14 protein-coding genes, 2 tRNA genes and 1 pseudogene are annotated in these 19,883 nt (G+C 72.7%); 11 read left to right on the forward strand and 6 right to left on the reverse strand.

Features of this window, described 5'->3' with window-relative positions:
* The first annotated feature begins 1 nt into the window (after position 1).
* The 6 genes and pseudogenes from IPL61_31150 to IPL61_31175 all read left to right on the forward strand — a co-directional run bounded on the left by IPL61_31150 (position 2) and on the right by IPL61_31175 (position 6,275).
* A complete protein-coding gene (locus IPL61_31150; GenBank protein MBK9035661.1) occupies positions 2–1,294 on the forward strand; it encodes a TolC family protein in 1,293 nt (430 codons plus the stop codon).
* Positions 1,291–2,295: an HlyD family efflux transporter periplasmic adaptor subunit gene (locus tag IPL61_31155; GenBank protein ID MBK9035662.1), complete on the forward strand. Its 1,005-nt coding sequence runs from the start codon at positions 1,291–1,293 to the stop codon at positions 2,293–2,295. The genes IPL61_31150 and IPL61_31155 overlap by 4 nt, the downstream gene beginning before the upstream one ends.
* Position 2,296: 1 nt before the next feature.
* On the forward strand, positions 2,297–3,238 hold the full coding sequence (locus IPL61_31160) for an ABC transporter ATP-binding protein (GenBank protein ID MBK9035663.1): 942 nt from the start codon (positions 2,297–2,299) through the stop codon (positions 3,236–3,238).
* The gene (locus IPL61_31165; GenBank protein ID MBK9035664.1) at positions 3,231–3,974 is read left to right on the forward strand and encodes an ABC transporter ATP-binding protein; all 744 of its coding nucleotides are present in this window, start codon (positions 3,231–3,233) and stop codon (positions 3,972–3,974) included. The genes IPL61_31160 and IPL61_31165 overlap by 8 nt, the downstream gene beginning before the upstream one ends.
* The gene (locus tag IPL61_31170) at positions 3,964–5,157 is read left to right on the forward strand and encodes an ABC transporter permease (GenBank protein ID MBK9035665.1); all 1,194 of its coding nucleotides are present in this window, start codon (positions 3,964–3,966) and stop codon (positions 5,155–5,157) included. The genes IPL61_31165 and IPL61_31170 overlap by 11 nt, the downstream gene beginning before the upstream one ends.
* Before the next feature lie 2 nt (positions 5,158–5,159).
* Positions 5,160–6,275: pseudogene (locus IPL61_31175) on the forward strand (ABC transporter permease).
* A 185-nt stretch (positions 6,276–6,460) separates the two neighbouring features.
* Here IPL61_31175 and IPL61_31180 read toward each other — a convergent pair.
* Positions 6,461–6,958, reverse strand: coding sequence for a hypothetical protein (locus IPL61_31180; GenBank protein ID MBK9035666.1), 498 nt, complete (start codon positions 6,956–6,958; stop codon positions 6,461–6,463).
* Between the two features lie 230 nt (positions 6,959–7,188).
* Positions 7,189–7,584 carry a hypothetical protein gene (locus tag IPL61_31185; GenBank protein ID MBK9035667.1) on the reverse strand — a complete coding sequence of 132 codons (396 nt, stop codon included), beginning with the start codon at positions 7,582–7,584 and terminating at the stop codon, positions 7,189–7,191.
* Positions 7,585–7,652: 68 nt separating this feature from the next.
* Here IPL61_31185 and IPL61_31190 point away from each other — a divergent pair, with 68 nt between their 5' ends.
* On the forward strand, positions 7,653–8,864 hold the full coding sequence (locus IPL61_31190) for a right-handed parallel beta-helix repeat-containing protein (protein ID MBK9035668.1): 1,212 nt from the start codon (positions 7,653–7,655) through the stop codon (positions 8,862–8,864).
* A 49-nt stretch (positions 8,865–8,913) separates the two neighbouring features.
* Here IPL61_31190 and IPL61_31195 read toward each other — a convergent pair.
* Both IPL61_31195 and IPL61_31200 read right to left on the reverse strand, forming a co-directional pair.
* Positions 8,914–8,986, reverse strand: a tRNA-Lys gene (locus IPL61_31195).
* A 39-nt stretch (positions 8,987–9,025) separates the two neighbouring features.
* Positions 9,026–9,099 (reverse strand) — tRNA-Arg (locus tag IPL61_31200).
* A gap of 321 nt (positions 9,100–9,420) precedes the next feature.
* On the opposite strand from IPL61_31200, the gene IPL61_31205 reads away from it, so the two are divergent.
* Complete coding sequence (locus IPL61_31205; protein MBK9035669.1) at positions 9,421–13,410, forward strand: hypothetical protein; 3,990 nt, start codon at positions 9,421–9,423, stop codon at positions 13,408–13,410.
* 438 nt (positions 13,411–13,848) lie between these two features.
* On the opposite strand, the gene IPL61_31210 is transcribed toward IPL61_31205, so the two are convergent.
* Positions 13,849–14,448, reverse strand: a complete 600-nt coding sequence (locus IPL61_31210) for a hypothetical protein (protein ID MBK9035670.1) — start codon at positions 14,446–14,448, stop codon at positions 13,849–13,851.
* A gap of 120 nt (positions 14,449–14,568) precedes the next feature.
* On the opposite strand from IPL61_31210, the gene IPL61_31215 reads away from it, so the two are divergent.
* The 3 genes from IPL61_31215 to IPL61_31225 are packed head-to-tail and all read left to right on the forward strand — an operon-like array spanning position 14,569 to position 17,060.
* Positions 14,569–15,402 carry a hypothetical protein gene (locus IPL61_31215; GenBank protein ID MBK9035671.1) on the forward strand — a complete coding sequence of 278 codons (834 nt, stop codon included), beginning with the start codon at positions 14,569–14,571 and terminating at the stop codon, positions 15,400–15,402.
* Positions 15,403–15,420: 18 nt separating this feature from the next.
* Positions 15,421–16,359, forward strand: coding sequence for a hypothetical protein (locus tag IPL61_31220; GenBank protein ID MBK9035672.1), 939 nt, complete (start codon positions 15,421–15,423; stop codon positions 16,357–16,359).
* A complete protein-coding gene (locus tag IPL61_31225) occupies positions 16,356–17,060 on the forward strand; it encodes an NAD(P)H-binding protein (GenBank protein ID MBK9035673.1) in 705 nt (234 codons plus the stop codon). Before IPL61_31220 ends, IPL61_31225 begins: the two co-directional genes overlap by 4 nt.
* 19 nt (positions 17,061–17,079) lie before the next feature.
* On the opposite strand, the gene IPL61_31230 is transcribed toward IPL61_31225, so the two are convergent.
* The gene (locus tag IPL61_31230) at positions 17,080–19,848 is read right to left on the reverse strand and encodes a tetratricopeptide repeat protein (GenBank protein ID MBK9035674.1); all 2,769 of its coding nucleotides are present in this window, start codon (positions 19,846–19,848) and stop codon (positions 17,080–17,082) included.
* Between the last annotated feature and the right edge of the window lie 35 nt (positions 19,849–19,883).

A 19,883-nucleotide genomic window follows, 5' to 3' on the forward strand; every position in this document is an offset into this window, starting at 1 on the left:
CATGCGTCGAGTCCCTGCGATCTTGCTCATCGCGCTGTGCGTGCCGCTGCCGGCGGCGCCGGCCCGCGCCGACGACGGCCCGCCGATCACGCTGACCGCGCTGCTCGACGCCGGGCGCCGCTCGCACCCGACGCTCGCGAAGGAGCCGCTGATCGCCCGTGCCCGCGCGATCTCGCAGGCGCAGCTCGACCAGGCCTACCTGCCGCGGCTCACCCTCGCCGGCCAGGCGACCTGGCAGTCCGAGGTCACGGCCATCGCGATCCCGCTGCCGGGCGTCACGATCACCCCGCCGGCCAAGGATCAGTACAAGGTCACGCTCGAGCTCGCGCAGAGCCTGTGGGACGGCGGCGTCGTCGCGGGCCAGCAGCGGGTCGCGGCCCGCCGCGCCGACGTCGAGACGGCCAAGGTCGAGCTCGAGTGGTACCAGGTGCGCGAGCGCATCCTGCAGCTCTACTACGCCGGCGTCGTGCAGCAGGAGCTGGCCCACCAGGCCGAGACGCTGGCCGATCACCTGGCCACCGTGCACAGCAAGGCCGAGGCCGCGCGCGCGTCCGGCGTGGTGATCGAGCGCGACGTCTTGCTGGTGGAGGCGCGCCAGCTCGAGGCGCTGCAGGCCGCGGCCGACGCCGCCGCGGGCCTCGACGCGACCCGTCGCGGCCTGGCCGAGCTGACCGGCGCGCCGTTGACCGGCCGCTTCGAGGTCGCCGACCGGTGCGACGCCGCCCCGCCGGGCGACGCCGCCGCGCTGCACCGCCCCGAGCTCGCGGTGCTGACCGCGCAGCAGCGCCTCTTGACCGCGCAGGACGACGCCGAGGCCGCCACCGATCACCCCCGCGTCGCCGCGTTCGCGACCGGCGGCTACGGGCGCCCGGGGCTCAACGCCCTCGACGACGAGTTCGGCTTCTTCGCCATCGGCGGCGTCCAGGTCACCGTGCCGTTGACCTACCTGTACGCCGGCACCCGCCGCAAGGCGCGGCGGCAGCTCGCGGTGCAGCAGGCGCTCCTGGCGCGGTCGCGCGACGCGGTCGTCACCCAGGTCAACGTGCAGCTCGCGACCCAGCGGGCCGAGCTGACCCGGCTCGACGCCGCGCTCGTGATCGACGCGCAGCTCGTCGACGTGCGCGCCCGGGCCCGGGCCTACACCGAGACCCAGCTGGCGCTGGGCACCGCGACGATGACCGACCTCGTCAACGACCTCACCCAGGAAGACCTGGCCCGCAGCAAGCGGGTCGTGCACCAGGCCCAGCGCAGCCTCGCCTGCCACCAGCTCGCATTCATCGTAGGTGACCTATGATCGACCCGAAGCTCCGCCGCGCCGACCGCGCGGCCCTGGCCGTCGCCGCCGCGCTCGTCAGCCTGGTGGCCGCGTGCCGCGACCAGGGCCACCCCCACGACGCCAGCGGCGTGTTCGAGGCGCGCGAGACCATCATCGCCGCCGAGGTCGCCGGCCAGCTCCTGCAGATGCCGATCGAGGAGGGCCAGGAGCTCGCGGCCCAGGCCATCGCCGCCGAGATCGACTGCAGCCAGCTCGAGCTGCAGAAGGCCCAGCTGCGCGCGACCGACGCCGCGATCACCGAGCGGACCACCGAGGCCAAGCCCCAGCTCGACGTGCTGCGCGAGCAGCAGAAGGCCAGCGAGGCGCAGCTCGCGGTCCAGCAGGAGCAGGTGCGGGTCCTCGAGCGCGAGCGCGCGCGGTTCGCCGAGCTGGTCGCGGCCCAGGCCGCGCCGGCCAAGCAGCTCGCCGACCTCGAGGGGCAGCTCGCGATCCTCAAGCGCCAGCTGGCGTCGACCTCGAGCCAGATCGCGATCATCCGGCAGCAGCGGACCTCGTACGCCGCGCAGATCGACACGCAGAACCGGGCCTCGCAGAGCGAGCGCGAGCCGGCCCAGGCGCGGATCGCCCAGATCGAGCAGCAGATCAGCAAGTGCACGGTGGTCAACCCGGTCGCCGGCACGGTGCTGACCAAGTACGCCGAGCGGTACGAGTTCGCGACCCCGGGCAAGCCGCTGTACAAGATCGCCGACCTCACCAACATCGTCCTGCGCGCCTACATCACCGGCGATCAGCTCGGCCGCGTGAAGCTCAACCAGCCGGTGCGGGTCTTCATCGACGCCGGCCCCGGCGCCTTCCGCGAGCTGCCCGGCACGCTCATCTGGGTCGCGGACAAGGCCGAGTTCACGCCCAAGACCATCCAGACCAAGAGCGAGCGCTCGAACCTCGTCTACGCCGTCAAGATCCGCGTCGCCAACGACGGCACGCTCAAGATCGGGATGTACGGCGAGGTGGTGTTCTGACATGAGCGCGCCCGCGGCCTCGGTGATCGTCGACGGCGTCAGCAAGAGCTACGCCGCGGGCAAGGTGCCGGCGGTCGTCGACCTGTCGTTCACCGTCGCCCGCGGCGAGCTGTTCGGGCTGATCGGCCCCGACGGCGCCGGCAAGACCACGCTCCTGCGCATCCTGACCACGCTCGTGCTCGCCGATCGCGGCACCGCCTCGGTCGAGGGCCACGACGTCGTGCGCGACTTCAAGGCGATCCGCCGGATCGTCGGGTATATGCCCGGCCGGTTCTCGCTGTACCAGGACCTGTCGGTCGCCGAGAACCTGGCGTTCTTCGCGACCGTCTTCGGCACCACGGTCGACGCCAACTACCACCTGATCGCCGACATCTACACCCAGCTCGAGCCGTTCAAGACGCGCCTCGCCGGCAAGCTCTCGGGCGGCATGAAGCAGAAGCTGGCGCTGTGCTGCGCGCTCATCCACGAGCCCAAGGTGCTGTTCCTCGACGAGCCGACCACCGGCGTCGACCCGGTGTCGCGCAAGGAGTTCTGGGACATGCTCGGCCGGCTCCGCGACCGGGGCATCACGATCGTCGTGTCGACGCCGTACATGGACGAGGCCGCGCGCTGCGACCGGATCGCGCTGGTCCAGCACGGCGAGATCATCGCGCTCGACACGCTCGCCGCGCTCCTCGCCGGCCACGCCGTCGCGACCTACGCGGTCCGCGGGCCCCAGCCGTTCCGGCTGCTGCAGGACCTGCGCGCCTACGCCCGGACCGAGTACTGCTACGCGTTCGGCCAGGAGCAGCACCTCGTGCTCACCGCCGCCGACGTCGCCGGCGTCGACGGCGTCCGCGCGCACCTGCGCGCGGCCGGGCACGGCGAGGTCTCGATCCGGCCGATCGCGCCCAACATCGAGGACGTCTTCATCCACCTGACCCACGAGCGGGCCCATGCCTGAGCACGCGATCGAGGCCGTCGACCTGACCCGCCGCTTCGGCGCGTTCACCGCCGTCGACGCGATCAACCTGACGGTCGCGCCCGGCGAGATCTTCGGCTTCCTCGGCGCCAACGGCGCCGGCAAGACCACCGCGATGCGGATCTTCTGCGGCCTGCTCGAGCCGACCTCGGGCCGCGCCACGGTCGCGGGCTTCGACGCGATGACCCAGGCCGAGCAGATCAAGCAGCGGATCGGCTACATGAGCCAGAAGTTCTCGCTCTACGGCAAGCTGACCGTCCGCCAGAACATCCGCTTCTTCGCGGGCATCTACGGCCTGTCGCGGGCCCAGGTCCGGGCCAAGACCGCCGAGATCGTCGCGCGCCTCGACCTCGGCGCCGCCGCCGACACCCAGGTCGACGCGCTGCCGCTGGGCTGGAAGCAGCGCATCAGCTTCGCGGTCGCGACGGTCCACGAGCCCAAGGTGGTGTTCCTCGACGAGCCCACCGGCGGCGTCGACCCGATCGTCCGCCGGCAGTTCTGGGATCTGATCTACGAGCAGGCGTCGCGCGGCATGACCGTGTTCGTCACGACCCACTACATGGACGAGGCCGAGTACTGCGACCGGGTCTCGATCATGGTCGACGGCGCGATCGCGGCGATCGGCACGCCGGCCGAGCTCTACGCCCAGCACGGCGCGACCTCGATCGAGGCGGTGTTCGTGGCCCTGGCCCGGAGGGCGACCCGCCATGGCGACTGAGCCGTTCGGCCCGCCCCCCGTCGGGCACGAGCCCCCACGAGCCGCCGCGCCGAGCCGCGAGCCGCCCGGGCCGCGTCGCGCGCGCGTGTTCTTCGCGTTCGTCGTCAAGGAGTGGAAGCACGTCCTGCGCGATCGCAAGAGCCTGATCATCCTCTTGGGCCTGCCGGTCGTGATGATGATCCTGTTCGGGTTCGCGCTGTCCAACGAGGTCAAGAGCACGCGGTTCGTGGTCCTCGATCCCACGCCCGACGCCACGACGATCGCGATCACCGAGCGCCTCGACCAGAGCCGCTACTTCGCGCTCGTCGGCCGGGTCGACGACGAGGCCGCGCTCCTGCGCAGCTTCCGCCGGGGCGAGGCCCGGGTCGCCGTGGTGTTCCAGGCCGGCTTCGACCGCGCGCTGCGCCACGACCTCCACGCCCAGGTCCGGGTGGTCGCCGACGCGTCGGACGCCAACACCGCCGCCACGGTCACCGCCTACGCCAGCGCGATCATCGCCCAGGTCCAGGCCGACCTGGCGGGCCCCGCCGCCGCCCGCGGCGGGATCGCGATCGAGACCCGCATGCTCTACAACCCGCAGCTCAAGAGCAGCTACATGTTCGTGCCGGGCGTGATGACGCTGATCCTGATGCTGCTCGGCGCGATGATGACCTCGGTGTCGATCGTCCGCGAGAAGGAGACCGGCACGATGGAGATCCTGCTGGTGTCACCGATGAACCCGCTGGTGGTGATCGTCAGCAAGGCGGTGCCGTACCTGCTCCTGTGCTTCATCGACGTGCTGATCATCCTCGGCCTGTCGTACGGCCTGCTCGACATGCCGACCGGCGCCAACGTGCCGCTGCTGCTGGCCGAGTGCCTGCTGTTCATCGTCGCGACGCTGGCGCTGGGCCTGGTCATCTCGAACGTGGTCGCGACCCAGCAGACCGCGATGTTCATCTCGCTGGTCGGCCTGCTGATGCCGTCCCTGGTCTTCAGCGGCTTCATGTTCCCGATCCAGAACATGCCGCTGCCGCTGCGGGTGTTCAGCAACGTGGTCCCGACCAAGTGGTTCTACCTGATCGTCAGCGACGTCATGATCAAGCACCTGGGGTTCGCGGCGGTGATCAAGCCGACGCTGATCCTGGTCGGCATGACCGTCGGGCTCCTGGCGATCGCGCTCAAGACCTTCCGGCAGCGGCTCTAGTAATGCGCACCCTGTTCTACATCCTCCAGAAAGAGTTCCTGCTGATCTTCCGGGACAAGACGATCCTGCGGCTGATCTTCGTCATGCCGATCATGCAGCTCGTGCTGATCCCGATGGCGGCGGACTACGAGGTCAAGGGCATCTCGCTGGCGGTCGTCGATCACGATCACTCGGGCACGTCGCGGCGCCTGGTCGACCGGCTGGGCGCGTCGAGCTACTTCGAGGTGGTCGCGACGCCGGACGACTACCACGCGGGCGTCGCGCTGGTCGAGCGGCGCGCCGCCGACCTGGTGCTGACCATCCCGGCCGGGTTCGATCACGACCTGACCGTCACCGGCCGGGCGGCGCTGCAGATCGCGGCCGACGGCGTCAACGGCGTCCGCGCTGGGCTCGGCGTCGCCTACGCCTCGGCGATGGTGCGGCAGCTCCAGCAGGAGCTCCTGGCCGCGGCCCCGGGCCGGGCCGGGCCAGTGCCGACGATCGAGGTCACGTCCGCGAGCTGGTTCAACCCGCACGTCGACTACCCGATGTTCATGGTGCCGGGCATCCTCGCGATCCTCGTGACCATGGTCGGGGCGCTCCTGTCGGCGCTCAACATCGTCAAGGAGAAGGAGGACGGCACGATCGAGCAGATCAACGTCACGCCGATCAAGAAGTACCAGTTCATCCTCGGCAAGCTGATCCCGTTCTGGGTGCTCGGGCTGGCGTCGATCACGCTCGGCATGATCGTCGCGCGCTTCGTCTACGGCCTGATCCCGGTCGGCGCGTTCCTGACGATCTACGTCTTCGCCGCGGTCTACCTGGTCGGCGTGCTCGGCGTCGGCCTGTTCCTCAGCACGGTCAGCGAGCACCAGCAGCAGGCGACCCTGTTCTCGTTCTTCGTGATGATGATCTTCATCCTGCTCGGTGGGCTGTATACGCTGGTTGAGAGCATGCTCGGCTGGGTTTAGCACATCGCTGTGTTCAACCCGTCCACCTACTTCATCGACGTCATCCGCTCGGTCTACATCAAGGGCAGCACGATCGGCGACCTGGCCCCGGCGCTCCTGAAGCTGGCCGGCTTCGCGGTCTTCTTCCAACGCGCTCGCGGTCTGGGCTACCGCAAGCGCAGCACGTAGCGGCCGGCGGCCCGGCGTCAGCACGGGCAGGATTGTCGATCGAGCCGGTCCGCGCGCGGGCGGCTCGCGGCTCGGGTGCGGCCCGGTCAGGGCTCGCCGCCCGAGGGGCCGACCTGCTTCGGCCCAACTCACGGCCCTCGGCGTCCCCCTGCACCTGCCTGGGTTCGGCGACGATCCGCTGAACCTCAGAAGTAGAAGCGCAGGCCGAGGCCGCCGTCGAGATCGACGGTCGGGTGGTCGGGGCCGGGGTCGATGACGGTGATCTTGAGCGCCAGCTCGCCGTAGAGCTCGATCGGGGTCTTGCGGAACACCAGCGCGAGCTCGAGCGGGAACCGCGCGGCGACGTGCAGGTCGTCGTCGAACCGGCCGGCGTCGTCGAACAGCGCCACCCCGACGCCGAGCCGCAGCGGCACCAGCACGCTGCGCCCGCGCGACATCATCGGCGTCACCAGGTAGGTCGCGTGGGCGTAGGCGCCGTCGTTCAGGTTGTCCCAGCGCGAGTACGCGCCGAACAGCAGATCGAGCGCGGTCCGGCGCGACAGGCCCAGCTTGACGTCGAGGCCGGTCGGCTCGCCGACGAACAGCCCGACGCCGACGTCGGCCCGCGCCGGCGCCGCGGTGAGCGTGAGCGCGGTGGCGAGCGCCAGCGCGCACGAGGACAGACGAGCCAGGACTTGCGCCATGACCCCGATCCAGCGCCGCTGCGCCGCCGCGGGGTGGCGTTCGACCACCCGCGTTGGCCGCGTACGCGCCGTCACGCCCGCGGCGCGCGGAGAGCCCGACGGGTCGCGGCGACAGCGTCGTGGACCGGCGCTGAACGCACCGGGCTCAGGCGCGAGGGGACGAGATTCCCGGCGAACCGCCGCTGGTCCTGGGCTAGATCCGTCGGCCGCGGCGCCGACGGCGTTCCAGCTCAGTGACAGTTCTCGAACGTGACCTTGCCCGAGAGGCTGACGCCATCGGCGGCGCACGCGAGGACGGCGCTGCCCTCGACGTTCTTGACGTCGTTGACGGTGCTGTTCTGGGTGTCGACCTTGACGGTGCCGCACGCGCCCAGCTCGGCGCCGCGGGGCGAGTCGGGCCCGAACACGACGACGTTGGCCTCGCCGGTCGGCGTCTGCACCAGCCGCAGCTTCCAGCCGCCCTTGCCGGTGACCTCGACGCCGCTGAAGCCGTAGACGGCGCCGTTGCGGCAGCTCGACGGCGCGAACGGCTCGCCGTTGAGCGTCAGGTCGCCGCCCAGCTTGTTCGAGCAGATGCAGTTGGCGAACACGATCGGTAGGGCCCAGGCCCAGCGCGGGATCCTCACCGGCCGAGCGTACCGCAGGTCGCGGCGGACCGGGCCCCGACGTGCGCCCGGCGCGATACGATGGCCCGATGCTCCGCCTCGCCTGCGCCGCGACCGCGATCCTCGCGGCGGCCTGCGCCTACGATCGGCCCGCGCTCGCCCCGCTCGACGACGCGACGCCGAGCGACGGCGTGGCCGCGACCGACGCGCCGATCGACGGCGCCGCCGCGTGCGCCACCGACGACGCGTGCCGGAGCCAGGTCTGCGACGGCGGGACCTGCCTGCCGTCCGACGACGCGCGCTACGTCGCGCCGATCGGCGACGACGCCGCCCCGTGCAGCCAGGCCGCGCCGTGCCGCACCGTCGCGCGCGCGCTCGCCGCCCGCGGGGCGCGCGCGATCGTGGTCCTGGCCAGCGGCACGTACCCGGCGACCGTGCGGATCAACCCGCTCACCCAGAGCGAGCCGCCGTTCGACGTGCTGCTGGTCGGCGGCGCCGACGCGTCCCAGGATCCCGCGGTCATCACCGCCACCAGCGATGGCAGCAACAGCGACGGGATCGAGGTCTATCGAGGGCGCGTGCGGCTGCGCAACCTCACGGTCACCGGTTCGACGATGAACGACGCGTCCGACGCGATCTGGACCCAGCCCAGCACCACCGTCACGCTCGAGCGGGTCACCGTCGGCCCCAGCCCCAACGATGGCCTCGCGTGCAACGGCTGCGCGCTGACCGCGACCGGCGGCGCGTTCATCGACAACGGCCACCAGGGCGTGCAGGTCAACAACGGCGCGGCGACCCTCGTCGCCAACGTCATCACCCGCAACGCCGGGGGCGGGCTAGTGATCGACGCGACCGCGTGCACGATCGCGTCGAACCTCGTCGTCGCCAACGGCGCGCTGGGCGGCGCGGTCGGCGGCGCGTCGATCAAGTGCACCGACCACCGGGTCGAGCACAACACCTTCACGCGCAACCTCGCGCTCGACACCGCCGCGTCGAACTACCAGTGCGGCTCGACCGGGATCGGCGCGATCAACCGCAACAACTTGTTCGACGGCCCGGCGCGCACCGCGACCGGCTGCGGCCACACCTACTCGCTGTTCACCGCGGGCATGCCGCCGGCCGGCGCCGGCAACCTCGTCGGCGGTCCCGGCTTCGTGAGCGCGACCGACGCCCACATCACCGCGGCCAGCGCGGCCCGCGGCGCGGCCGACCCGGCCACGCCCACCGACCTGACGATCGACGTCGATGGTCAGGCGCGGGTGCAGGGCCTGCGCGACATCGGCGCCGACGAGATCCCCTGAACCGATCCCGAAAAGGCGACGGGGGAGCCTGTTAGGCTCCCCCGATTCGTGAGGGCAGTAGGAATCGAACCTACAACCAGCGGATTAAGAGTCCGATGCTCTACCAATTGAGCTATGCCCCCAGAAACTCGTGCGATGCGGTCGTCCTTGTACGGTTGTTGTGGGCTCGGGGCGACTCGAACGCCCGACCTACGGGTTCGAAGCCCGGCGCTCTATCCAATTGAGCTACGAGCCCTGCGTGTCGCGCGGATTACTAGGGGATGGGCGGGGGACGTGTCAAGAGCGGCGCGGAAAAACTCGCCGTGCGGCCGTCCGGGGACCCACCCGCGCCTACCCCGTGCGATCGGCCGCACCCGACGGCCCAAGCTGGCCTGACCACTAAACCCGCGCATTTTCGCAGACGTGCCGCACGATCAGGGTTCATTTCCGCGCCCAGATCCGTATCATGTTCCGAATCGCATTCCGTCCTCGATCAGGCGGGGTGCCGCGCCGGGGAGCGCGCCATCACCGTCGCCGCGGAGGCCCAGTGTTCTCGAAGCACCTACGCTTGAATATCTTGTTCTCGATCGCGTTCGTCACGCTGGCCGCGTGCGGCGGGCTCGGCGGCGGCTGCGGCGGCTGCGGCAGCCTGCCGTTGCCCGCGGGCGGCCTGCCCAAGACCCAGACCATCGAAGGCGGTGGCCAGATCCGCGTCACGCGACCTGGCTTCACCAAGCTGACGCAGATCATCCCCCCGCTGCTCAACCAGCAGCTCGGCAACGGCTTCTGCGTCGGCCCCGGCAGCGTCGGCACGCCGAGCGGCGGCTTCCTCGCCACCGGCGCGCGCTACTGCAGCACCAACCAGGGCGCGACCCCGTCGATCCCCGACGCGTGCGGCGCCGCGAACGGGTGCAACGTCGGCGTCCACCTCGACTCGACCAACATCAGCGTCACCAACGCCCAGCGGATGAACGTCCGCATCCAGCTCGACGTGAACGCCACGGTGCCACTCAGCGGTCAGGTGGTCGGCATCGGGTTCTCGTGCAGCCTGTCGGCGACCGGCCCCAACATCGTGATCGACGCCGACATCCAGTTCGGCATCGACCCGGCCACCGGCAAGCTGACGATGGAGCTCGCGGGCATCAACGGCCTCGACACCTCCGACCTCAGCTTCAACGGTTGCAGCGTCGTGTCCGACGTCGCCAACCTGCTCAACTCCCTCCTCAACTCGTTCATCGGTGACTTCATCATCGACCTGCTGACCCCGACCTTCAACAACCTCATCCAGGGCTTCCTGCCCGACCCGCTCGGCATCGAGGGCATGGTCGATATCGGCCAGCTCATGGCGGGCGTGTCGCCCGGCACCGAGGGCTTCATGGAGGCCCGGATGATCCCGGGCGGCTACGTGTCGCTGCAGGCCGGCGGCATGTCGCTCGGCCTGATCACCGGCCTCAACGCCGATCAGAACCCCACGACCCGCACGCCCGACCTGATCAGCGAGCCCGCCTACTGCGTGCCGCCGATCCCCGCGCCCAACTTCGCCGCGCCGCCCGCGTCGCTGCCGGCCAGCTCGCGCGGCACGTTCACGCTCGCGCCCGCCAACGAGTTCGTCGGCATGCCCGAGCCCGCTGACGACCTCGCGATCGGCCTGTCCGAGACCACGCTCGACCTCGCCGGCCACCACCTCGTCACCTCGGGCGGCATGTGCCTCGGCGTCGGCACGTCGCTGGTCTCGCAGCTCACGCTCGGCACGATCAGCCTGCTGGTGCCGTCGCTCAACGACGTCGGCGAGGGCAGCGAGCCGCTGCTCCTGGTCACGCGGCCGCAGAAGGCGCTCGACTTCAAGATCGGTGACGGCACCGAGGCGTCGCCCGCGCTCACGATCGCGATCGACGACTTCGAGGTCGACTTCTACGCGTTCATCTTCGAGCGCTACGTGCGCGTCTTCACGATGTCGCTCGACATGAACGTGGGCGTGAACCTCGAGTTCACCCAGATGCCGGGCCAGCCGGCGACGGTCAAGCCGATCCTGGTCGGGCTCACCGCCGATCAGATCGGCATCACGGTGCTCAACAACGAGTTCGTCAAGGAGAGCGCCGCCGAGCTCGAGGCGGTGCTGCCGACGGTGTTCAACCTGGCGCTGCCGCTCATCACCGGCGGCATCGACCCGTTCCCGGTCCCGGACTTCGCCGGGTTCACGCTGAACAACCTCCGCGTCCAGAAGGTCACGACCTCGCAGGACGAGTTCCTCGCGATCTACGCGTCGCTGGGCGCCTCGGCGATGATGCGCCAGCTCGCGGCCGACCAGGTCCCGGGCCTGACCCCGGTGCTCGACGCCATCGATGAGCAGGCCGGCCTCAAGCACGGCTGGCCGAAGCCGGTCCTGGCGCCGACGGCGCAGGTCCGCTCGGTCACGGTGCCGACGCCCGACGTGGTGCGCGCGGCGCTGGCCGGCTACCCCGGCGCGACGCTGCCGGCGGTGACGATCGACGCCGCGACCCACGACGCCGAGGGGCGCCCGCTCGAGTGGAGCTGGAACCTCGACGGCGGCATGTGGCGCCCGTTCACCAGCGCCGCGCCGCTGGTCATCAGCGACAAGGCGTTCGCGTGGCAGGGCAAGTACACGATCGGGCTGCGGGCGCGGGTGGTCGGTGACTACCGCACCACCTCGGCCAGCACCGTCGAGCTGCCGGTCGTGATCGACTCGGTCGGCCCGCGCATCCTGGTCGAGCAGGCCGCCTGGCACGGCGACCGCCTGACCGTCCCGGCCTACGACGTGGTCTACGGCGTCGACCACCTCGAGTGGGCGTTCGGCCTCGTCGGTGACGACCTGCCGGCCACCGACTGGAGCGGCGCGCCTTCGATCGACCGCGCCACGGCCAAGGACCTGGCCAACGCCGACGGCGACCTGGTCGTGTTCGTGCGCGACCCCAGCGGCAACACCAGCACGGTGACCTACCGCACCGACTTCCACGGCGCGCCCGGCGAGGGCGGCTGCAACTGCGACTCGAGCGGCGGCGCCCCGGTCGGCACCCTGGTGCTGATCCTGCTCACCGGGATGATGCTGCTTTTTCGACGGGGCATGGCGACCGGCGGCGCGGTCGTTGTGCGGGCGCGACGCCGGCTCGCTAGCTCGCAGCGGTACCTCGGGATGATCGGCCTGTGGCTCGGGGTCGCGGCGCTGTCGTCGCTGGTCCCGGGCTGCTCGTGCGGCTCCAAGGCCGGGGCCCAGAGCTGCGAGGTGGTCGAGGACTGTGACCTCGACTGCCCCGAGGGCCAGATCCCGCTGTGCTTCGACAGCGAGTGCGTGTGCGTGTCCGACGTGCCCTACGGCCGCATCGGCACCCACTCCGACGTCGCGGTCGGCCCCCTCGGCGACGCGGTCGTGTCGGCCTACGCGCAGAACCACGGCGACCTCGTGGTCGCGCGCCACAGCGGCAACGGCCGCATCCCCGACGAGGCCTGGGAGTTCGTCGACGGCGTGCCCGACGGCCCGGTGGCCCTGCCCAACTCGACCGTCCGCGGCGGCATCTTCGAGCCGGGCCCCGACGTCGGCCTCTACACCAGCGTCGCGGTCACCGCGACCGACACGATCATGGTGTCCTACTACGATCGCGAGACCGGCTCGCTCAAGTTCGCGTCGAAGCCCCGCGACGGCGCGTGGTCCAATCACGTCGTCGAGCAGGGCACCGGCCCCAGCGTCAACCCCGAGATCGGCGGCGAGCAGGCCGGGCTCTACACCGCGATCACCGTCGGCGACGACGGCATCCCGGGCATCGCCTACTACGCCAAGACCTCGCAGGGCGGCAACATCGTCTCGGCCGAGGGCCGCTACGCCAAGGCGTCGACGCCCAACCCGGCCAGCGCCGGCGACTGGGACACGATGACGATCGACTCGATGACGCTGCCGCCGACCGATCCGGCGATGCCCGATCCGTACCCGCTGCCGGCCGGCATCGGCCTGTTCGTCGAGTCGGCCCGGGACGCCGCCGGCAACCCGGTGGTCGCGTACTACGATCGCGAGAACGGCGACCTCAAGGTCGCGACCTGGGCCGGCAGCGGCTTCGCCGCGCCGACGGTCATGGCCGGGGCCGCGGCCGACTCGGGCTGGTACCCGTCGGTCGCCGTCGACGGCGCCGGCACGGTCCACGTGGCCTACCAGGGCGCCGACCACGACGACGTCTTCTACAAGAACTCGATGACCAACACCCAGGAGCTGGTCGACGACGGCTACCGCATCGTCGGCACCACCCCCGACGGTCTGCCCAAGCCCGAGTACCACTTCGTCGGCGCCGACACGCAGATCGTGCTCACCGGCAACGGCCCGATGGTGGTCTACCAGGACGCCACCAGCCACGAGCTCCTGGTCGCCGACAAGAGCGGCGCGATGGGCGGTTGGCGGCCCGCGGCGCTGGCCGGCAACGAGCAGACCTGGGTCGGCGCCTACGGCTTCTACGCGTCGGCCGCGCTCGGCTCGAACAGCGTGACGATCTCGACCTGGGTCATCGACCAGCAGAACGCCGACAACTGGGTCGAGCTGTTCAACATCCCGATCACGCCTCCTTGATCCCGTCGCAAGGCGGCCCCGGAGCGCGACGCGGGGCGCAGTGGTGATGATGATGCGGCGGTGATGCGGCGGCGGCGGTGATGCGGCGGCGGCGGTGGGGAGCGGCGGTGGTTCCGGATCCCGGTTCCGCTTCCGGCTCCGCTTCCGGCTCCGGCTCCGCTTCCGCTTCCGCTTCCGGCTCCGGCTCCGCTTCCGGCTCCGGCTCCGCTTCCGGCTCCGGCTCCGGACCCGCTGCCGGTTCCGGCTCCGCTCCGGCTCCGGTTCCGCTTCCGGCTCCGGCTCCGCTCCGGCTCCGGTTCCGGCTCCGGTCCGCTTCCGGCGCTTCCGCTTCCGGCTCCGCTTCCGGCTCCGGCTCCGGCTCCGGCTCCGGCTCCGGCTCCGCTTCCGGCTCCGGCTCCGGCTCCGCTTCCGCTTCCGCTTCCGGCTCCGGCTCCGGCTTCAGCGCATGCGGAGCTCGGCGCCGCCAGTGATGGCGAGGCCGAGCTGGCCGACGCTGCCGATGTCGTTGCCGAGGCGCGCGAGGCCGGCGAAGGCGGTGGCGCCGCCGATCAGCGACAGGTCGGGGCTGACGCGGGCGCGGAGGCCCGCGCCGAGCTCACCGCCGGCGGCGGCGCCGGTGACGTCGTCGGAGGCGAACCGGAGGACCCGGGCGAACACGGCGGCGCGGACGAACGGGACGAAGGCGGGATCGCGGCCGAGCTCACGGCGGACGCCCAGGCTCAGATCCCCGGCGAAGCCGTCGGCGACGCCGTGGTCGCAGGCCATGCCAGCGGGCGGGACCCGGCCGCAGCCGACGCCGGGGCGGCCGAAGGTGAACGCGACCGCGCCGTCGAACCAGTCGCGCTCGGCCATGCGGTACAGGTACCGGCCGCCGACGCGCATGCCGCCGGGCGTGGCGCCGCCGCCGCCGACCGCGCCGAGCTCGACGGCGAGCGCCACGGCGTGGTCGTCACCGGTCGACGCCGTGTCCGTGGTCAGGGGCTCGGCCAGCGCCGGGGACGTGGCCAGGACCACGAGCGAGAACCAGGCGGCGCGCATGGGGCGAGGCTAGGATCGGGCGCGTCCGCGGGCCAGTTTTCGGCGTCGGCGCGGTCGGCGCGCCCCAGGAAGGTGCGGCCCGGCGGGTACAGGCCGGCGTTCTGAGGGTAGATTCCGGCCATGAAGCTCGCAGTCCTCGCTCTCGCCGCGGCGCCGCTCCTGGCCGCGTGCCCGAAGCCGCGCACGTCGGCGGCGACCCAGCCGACCCCGGTGGCGTTCGACAGCGCCAAGTCCGATCCCAAGGCGCTGGCGGTGGTCGACGCCGGGCTCGCCGCGATCGGCGGCACCGCCCCGTGGGAGGCGATGAAGGAGCTGCACTTCGGCGTGACCTACCGCCACGACGCCGACATCGTGTCGAAGCACGAGCACTGGTGGGATCGCTGGAACGGCCGCCACTACTACGTCGAGACCGACGTCAGCACCCTCGGCGGCGATCCCGACGACGTCAAGGCGCTGCAGGTCAAGCAGGACCTGTTCTCCGACCGGGTGCCCTGGGCCGCCTACGGCGGCAGCGAGATGCCGCGCAAGGACGGCGCGGAGAACGCCAAGCGCGCCAAGGCCGCGCTGACGACCGACCTCTACTACGTGGCGATCGTCCACAAGCTCAAGGATCCGGGCGTGATCCTGACGCTCGACAACGCCGAGGTCGTGATGCCAGCCGAGGTCGCGGCGTGCAAGCCGTCGTGCTCGTCGGTCAAGGTCACGTTCGAGGCCGGGGTCGGCACTGACACCTGGTTCGTCAACTTCAACAACGAGTCGAAGCTGCCCGAGGTGATCGAGCAGGCCCGGGGCCAGGGCCGCATCGGGTTCTTCATCGACGGGTGGCTCGACGCCGGTGGGCTCAAGTGGCCGGGCAAGCTGCAGAACATCGGCCTCAAGTCCGAGATCATCGAGTTCGACGGCATCAAGGTCGGCGAGCCCGACGATCTGCGGTACGAGGTCGTGGTCCGCTAACGTCCAGGAGTACGCACCATGGCCAAGCCGCTCGTCTACAACGCGACCTTGCTCGAGCGCATCGATCTCACCGATGCGCTGTGCCTCTACAGAGTCATGCCCGACGAGCGCCCCGCGCCCGGGTGGTTCACGCCCGGCCAGTACTGCGTGCTGGGGATGAACAACGAGGCCCGCCCCGAGCTCGGCTCGGTCCGGCGCTCGATGTCGATCGCGTCCGCGCCCGAGGACGACGGCGCGATCGAGTTCTACATCCGGTACGTGGCCAAGGCCGAGAGCGACAACCCGCTCACGCACCTCTTGTGGAAGCTCAAGGCCGGCGACCGCATGTACATGCGCCCGGTCGCGGCCGGCGTCTTCACGGTCAAGGACACCGTCGGCGACGACGATCCGCGCCTGCGCGTGATGGTCGCGGCCGGCACTGGCTCGGCGCCGTTCGTGTGCATGGTCCGCAGCGAGCTGCGGCGCAACCCCAAGGCCGACCTGTCGAAGTGGGTGCTCCTGCACGGCGCCTCGCACGCCAGCGATCTCGGGTACCGCGACGAGCTGCAGCGGATGGTGGTCGAGCACGGCCTGCACTACTGGGGCACGGTCAGCCGGCCCAAGGAGTCGCCGGGCTGGGCCGGCGACACCGGCCGGGTCGAGCACTACTTCGCGCCCGACCGGCTGGCCGATCTCGAGCGGCGGCTGGGCCTGGCCCCGGGCGGGTTCACCCCGAAGAGCGCGGTGATCCTCATCTGCGGGCTCCAGGGCACGATCGGCACGACGATCACCAACCTGTGCGCGCGCGGCTTCATCCCCGACCACAAGCGCATGCGCGAGGCGCTGGGCGTCGCGGCGGAGCAGCCGGCGACGCTGTTCTACGAGCAGTACGACACCGAGCCGGTGATCGACATCAAGAACCCCGACGTGGTCGCGCCGCTGGCCGCCCAGCTCGCGGCCGCGCTGGCCGCGTCGTGACCGCGGGCGCGTTCGTCGCCGGGGCCACCGGCTTCGTCGGGCGCGCGCTGATCCAGGCGCTGGTCGCGCGCGGGGTGCCGACCCGGGCCCACGTGCGCCCGGACTCGCGCCAGCTGACCGAGTGGCGGACGCGGTTCGAGGCGATGGGCGCGATCGTCGACACGACCGCGTGGGAGCCCGCGGCGATGACCGCGGCGCTGCGCGCGCACGCGCCGACCCACGTCTGGAACGTGATCGGCACGACCCGCAAGCGCGCCGCCGCCGATCGCGTCGCCGGCGACATCTACCAGGCGGTCGACGTCGGCCTGACCAAGATCCTGGTCGCGGCCGCGGTCGCCAGCGGCGCGCGCCCGCGCGTGGTGCAGCTGTCGTCGATCGGCGCCTCCACCAAGGCCCGGTCGGCCTACCTGCGCGCGCGCGGTCAGGCCGACGCGGTGGTCATGGCGTCGGGGCTGCCGTGGGCGATCGCGCGGCCGTCGTTCATCGTCGGCGACGGCCGCGACGACAAGCGCACGCTCGAGGACGCCTCGGCCGCGGTCGCCAACGCGATGCTGGGCGTGGCCGGGTTCCTCGGCGCGCGCACGCTGCGCGCGACCTACCGCTCGATCGATCCGGCGACCCTGGCGGCGGCGCTGGCGCGGCTCGGCCTCGACGACGACCGCGATCTGATCGCCACCGGCCCCGACCTGCGCTCGGCGTAGGCCCGACGCGCGCGGGCGATCAGTTCCAGCCCTGGGACGAGCCGTAGACGCCGCGCGGCACGTACGCGTCGAGCGGCGCCGTCGCGTCGGCGGGCGCGCCGGCGTCGACCGGACCGGCCCCGGCGTCGACCGGCGTGGACGCGTCGTGCGGCGGCGGGCCCGCGTCGGGCGCGGCCGCGCGGGCCGCGATCGTGGGCGCGCGCGGCGCCAGGGCCCGGCGCAGCCCGTCGAGCTCGGCCGCCGCGTCGCGATCGTCGTCGGTCAGGGCCGCCGCGGCCTCGGTCGCCAGCGCCCGGGCGGTCGCGGTCGCGCGGGTGGCGAGCGCGGCGCGGGTCGCGATGATCAGGTTCGCGGCCAGGCGCGGGTGGCGCGCGGGCAGCTGCGCGCGATCGAGCGCGATCGCGTCGGTGATCGTGGCCAGCGCCGCCGCGCCATCGCCGCGCGCCAGGGCCACCCGCGCGAGGTTGGCCAGCGCGATCGCGAGATCGAGGTGGTCGTGGGCGGCGAAGATCGCGCGGGCCGCGGTCAGCTCGCGCTCGGCGTCGTCGAGCCGCCCGCGATCGAGCGCGAGGATGCCGAGGCTGTTGTGGACCAGGCCGACGTCGGGGTGGTCGGCGCCGAGCGCCGCGGTCCGGATCGTCAGCGCCTCGCGGTACGCGGCCGCGGCGCCGTCGAGATCGCCGGCCAGGCGCAGCACCCCGCCGAGGTTGTGCAGGTCGCGGCCGACGTCGACGTGGTCGGGGCCGAGCGCGGCGCGATCGATCGCCAGCGCGCGCTCGTGGTGCGCGCGGGCCGCCGGCAGCTCGCCGCGCAGCCGCGCCAGGTGGCCCAGCGCCGACAGCGTGCGCGCGACCTCGACGTCGTCGCCGGCGATCGCGGTCCGCGCGGTCAGGGCCCGGGCCAGCGCCGCGTCGGCGTCGTCGAGGCGGCCCTGGTTGAGCGCGAGCAGGCCGGCGCTGTTGTCGACCTGCGCCGCCAGCAGCGTCGGCGCGCCCGCGCGCTCGACCGCGGCCGCGGCGTGGGGCAGCCACTCGCCGGCGTGGATCAGGTCGCGGCGATCGCCGGCGACGCCGACCCGCACCAGCCACGCCCGGGCCGCGGTCAGATCGTCGTGGCCCGCCGCCGCCGCGAGCGCCGCGGCCTCGGCCGCGCGATCGGCCTCGACGTAGCGGCCCTGCCGCCGCCGCAGCTCGGCGATCGCGAGCTGGGCCGCGGCCTGGGTGGGGCGATGGCCGAGCCGCTCGGCCGCGGCCGCGAGCGGCGCGAGCGCCGCCAGCGCGCCGTCGAGGTCGACCGCGCCGCGCACGCGCGCCTGGGCGATCTGCGCCGCGAGCGCGGTCACCGCGGGCCGGTCCGACGCGGGCACCGGGGTGTACAGCGCCAGCGCCGGCGACGTCGCGCACTCGTCGGGATCGGCCAGGTCGGCGATCGCCAGCGCCCAGGCGCCATCGCGGCCGAGCCCGTCGACGACCGCGGTCAGCGCGGCCGCGCGCGTGGTCAGGCACGCGGCGCGCACGTCGGCCAGCGCGTCGCGCTCGTGCCGCGCCGCCTCGCACACCGCGCGCCGGGCCCCGCGCCAGCGGCCGACGTAGCGATCGAGCGCGTCGCGCTGGGCCGGCGTGGCCTGGGCGCGCGCCGGCGCGGCCTCGCCCCAGACGGGATCGAGCGCGCCGGCGACCGCCGCGCACGCGTCGACCGACCGCGCCGCGCCGCCGCCCCGCGCCAGCACCACGGCGATCGCCACCGCCGCGACCGCGCCGGCGCCGAGCACCAGCAGCGGCCGCGCGAGCGAGCGCGGCGCCAGGGCGCCAGCCAGGGCGTCCGCCAGCGCCGCCAGATCGCGGTAGCGGTCGGCCGGGCGCAGCGCCAGCGCGCGCACCAGGACGATCAGCGGGCGGGTCGCCGTGCCGACGCGCCACGCGATGTCGGGCAGGCCGGCGTCGATCGCGCGCCGCAGCGCCGCGAGGTCGTCGCCCTCGAACGGCCGACGGCCGGCGATCAGCTCCCACGCCATCACCGCGAAGCTCCACTGGTCGCTGGCCGGCGTCGCCGGCTCGCCGCGCAGCACCTCGGGCGCCATGTACGCCGGCGTGCCGACCACCGCGCCGGTGGCGGTGACGGTCGTGCTCAGCGCCGGCGGCGGGGCGGCGCCGTCGTCGAGGTCGACGTGGGCCAGGCCGAAGTCGCCCAGGCGCGGCCGCCCGTCGGCGCCGACCAGCACGTTGTCGGGCTTGACGTCACGGTGCACCAGGCCGACCGCGTGGACGGCCTGGAGCCCGCGCGCGATCGCGATCAACGCCGTCACGCGCTCGGCTAGCGGGCGGGTCGCGGCCCACGTCCGCAGCGTCGGCCCGTCGACGCGCTCCATCGCGACGTAGACGTCGTCGCCGTGGCGCCCGACGTCGTGGATCGTGACGACGTTGGGGTGCGCCAGCCGCGCCATCGCCTGGGCCTCGCGCACCAGCCGCGGTCGATCGGCCGCGCGCTCCGGCCGCACCAGCTTGATCGCGACCGCGCGCTCGAGCTCGGGGTCCTGGGCGGCGTAGACGACGCCCATCGCGCCGGCGCCCAGGCGCGGCCCGAGCTGGTAGCGCCCGAGGGTCGTGCCCGGCGCCAGCGCGTCGGAGGAGGCGACCGCGGGCGCGCTGCCGAGGGCGAGCCCGGCCGCGCCGACCAGGGCCCGGCACGCGCCGCACCCGTCGAGGTGCGCGTCGAGCTGGGCCAGCTCGGCCGGGGCCAGCTCGCCCTGGATCGCCCGCAGCACCACGACGTCGTCGAGACAGGTCACGCCACCTCCGAGGATAGCGCGCGCCGGTGCGGCCG

It is taken from the genome of Myxococcales bacterium (genome assembly GCA_016717005.1).
GTDB lineage: Bacteria > Myxococcota_A > Polyangia > Haliangiales > Haliangiaceae > UBA2376.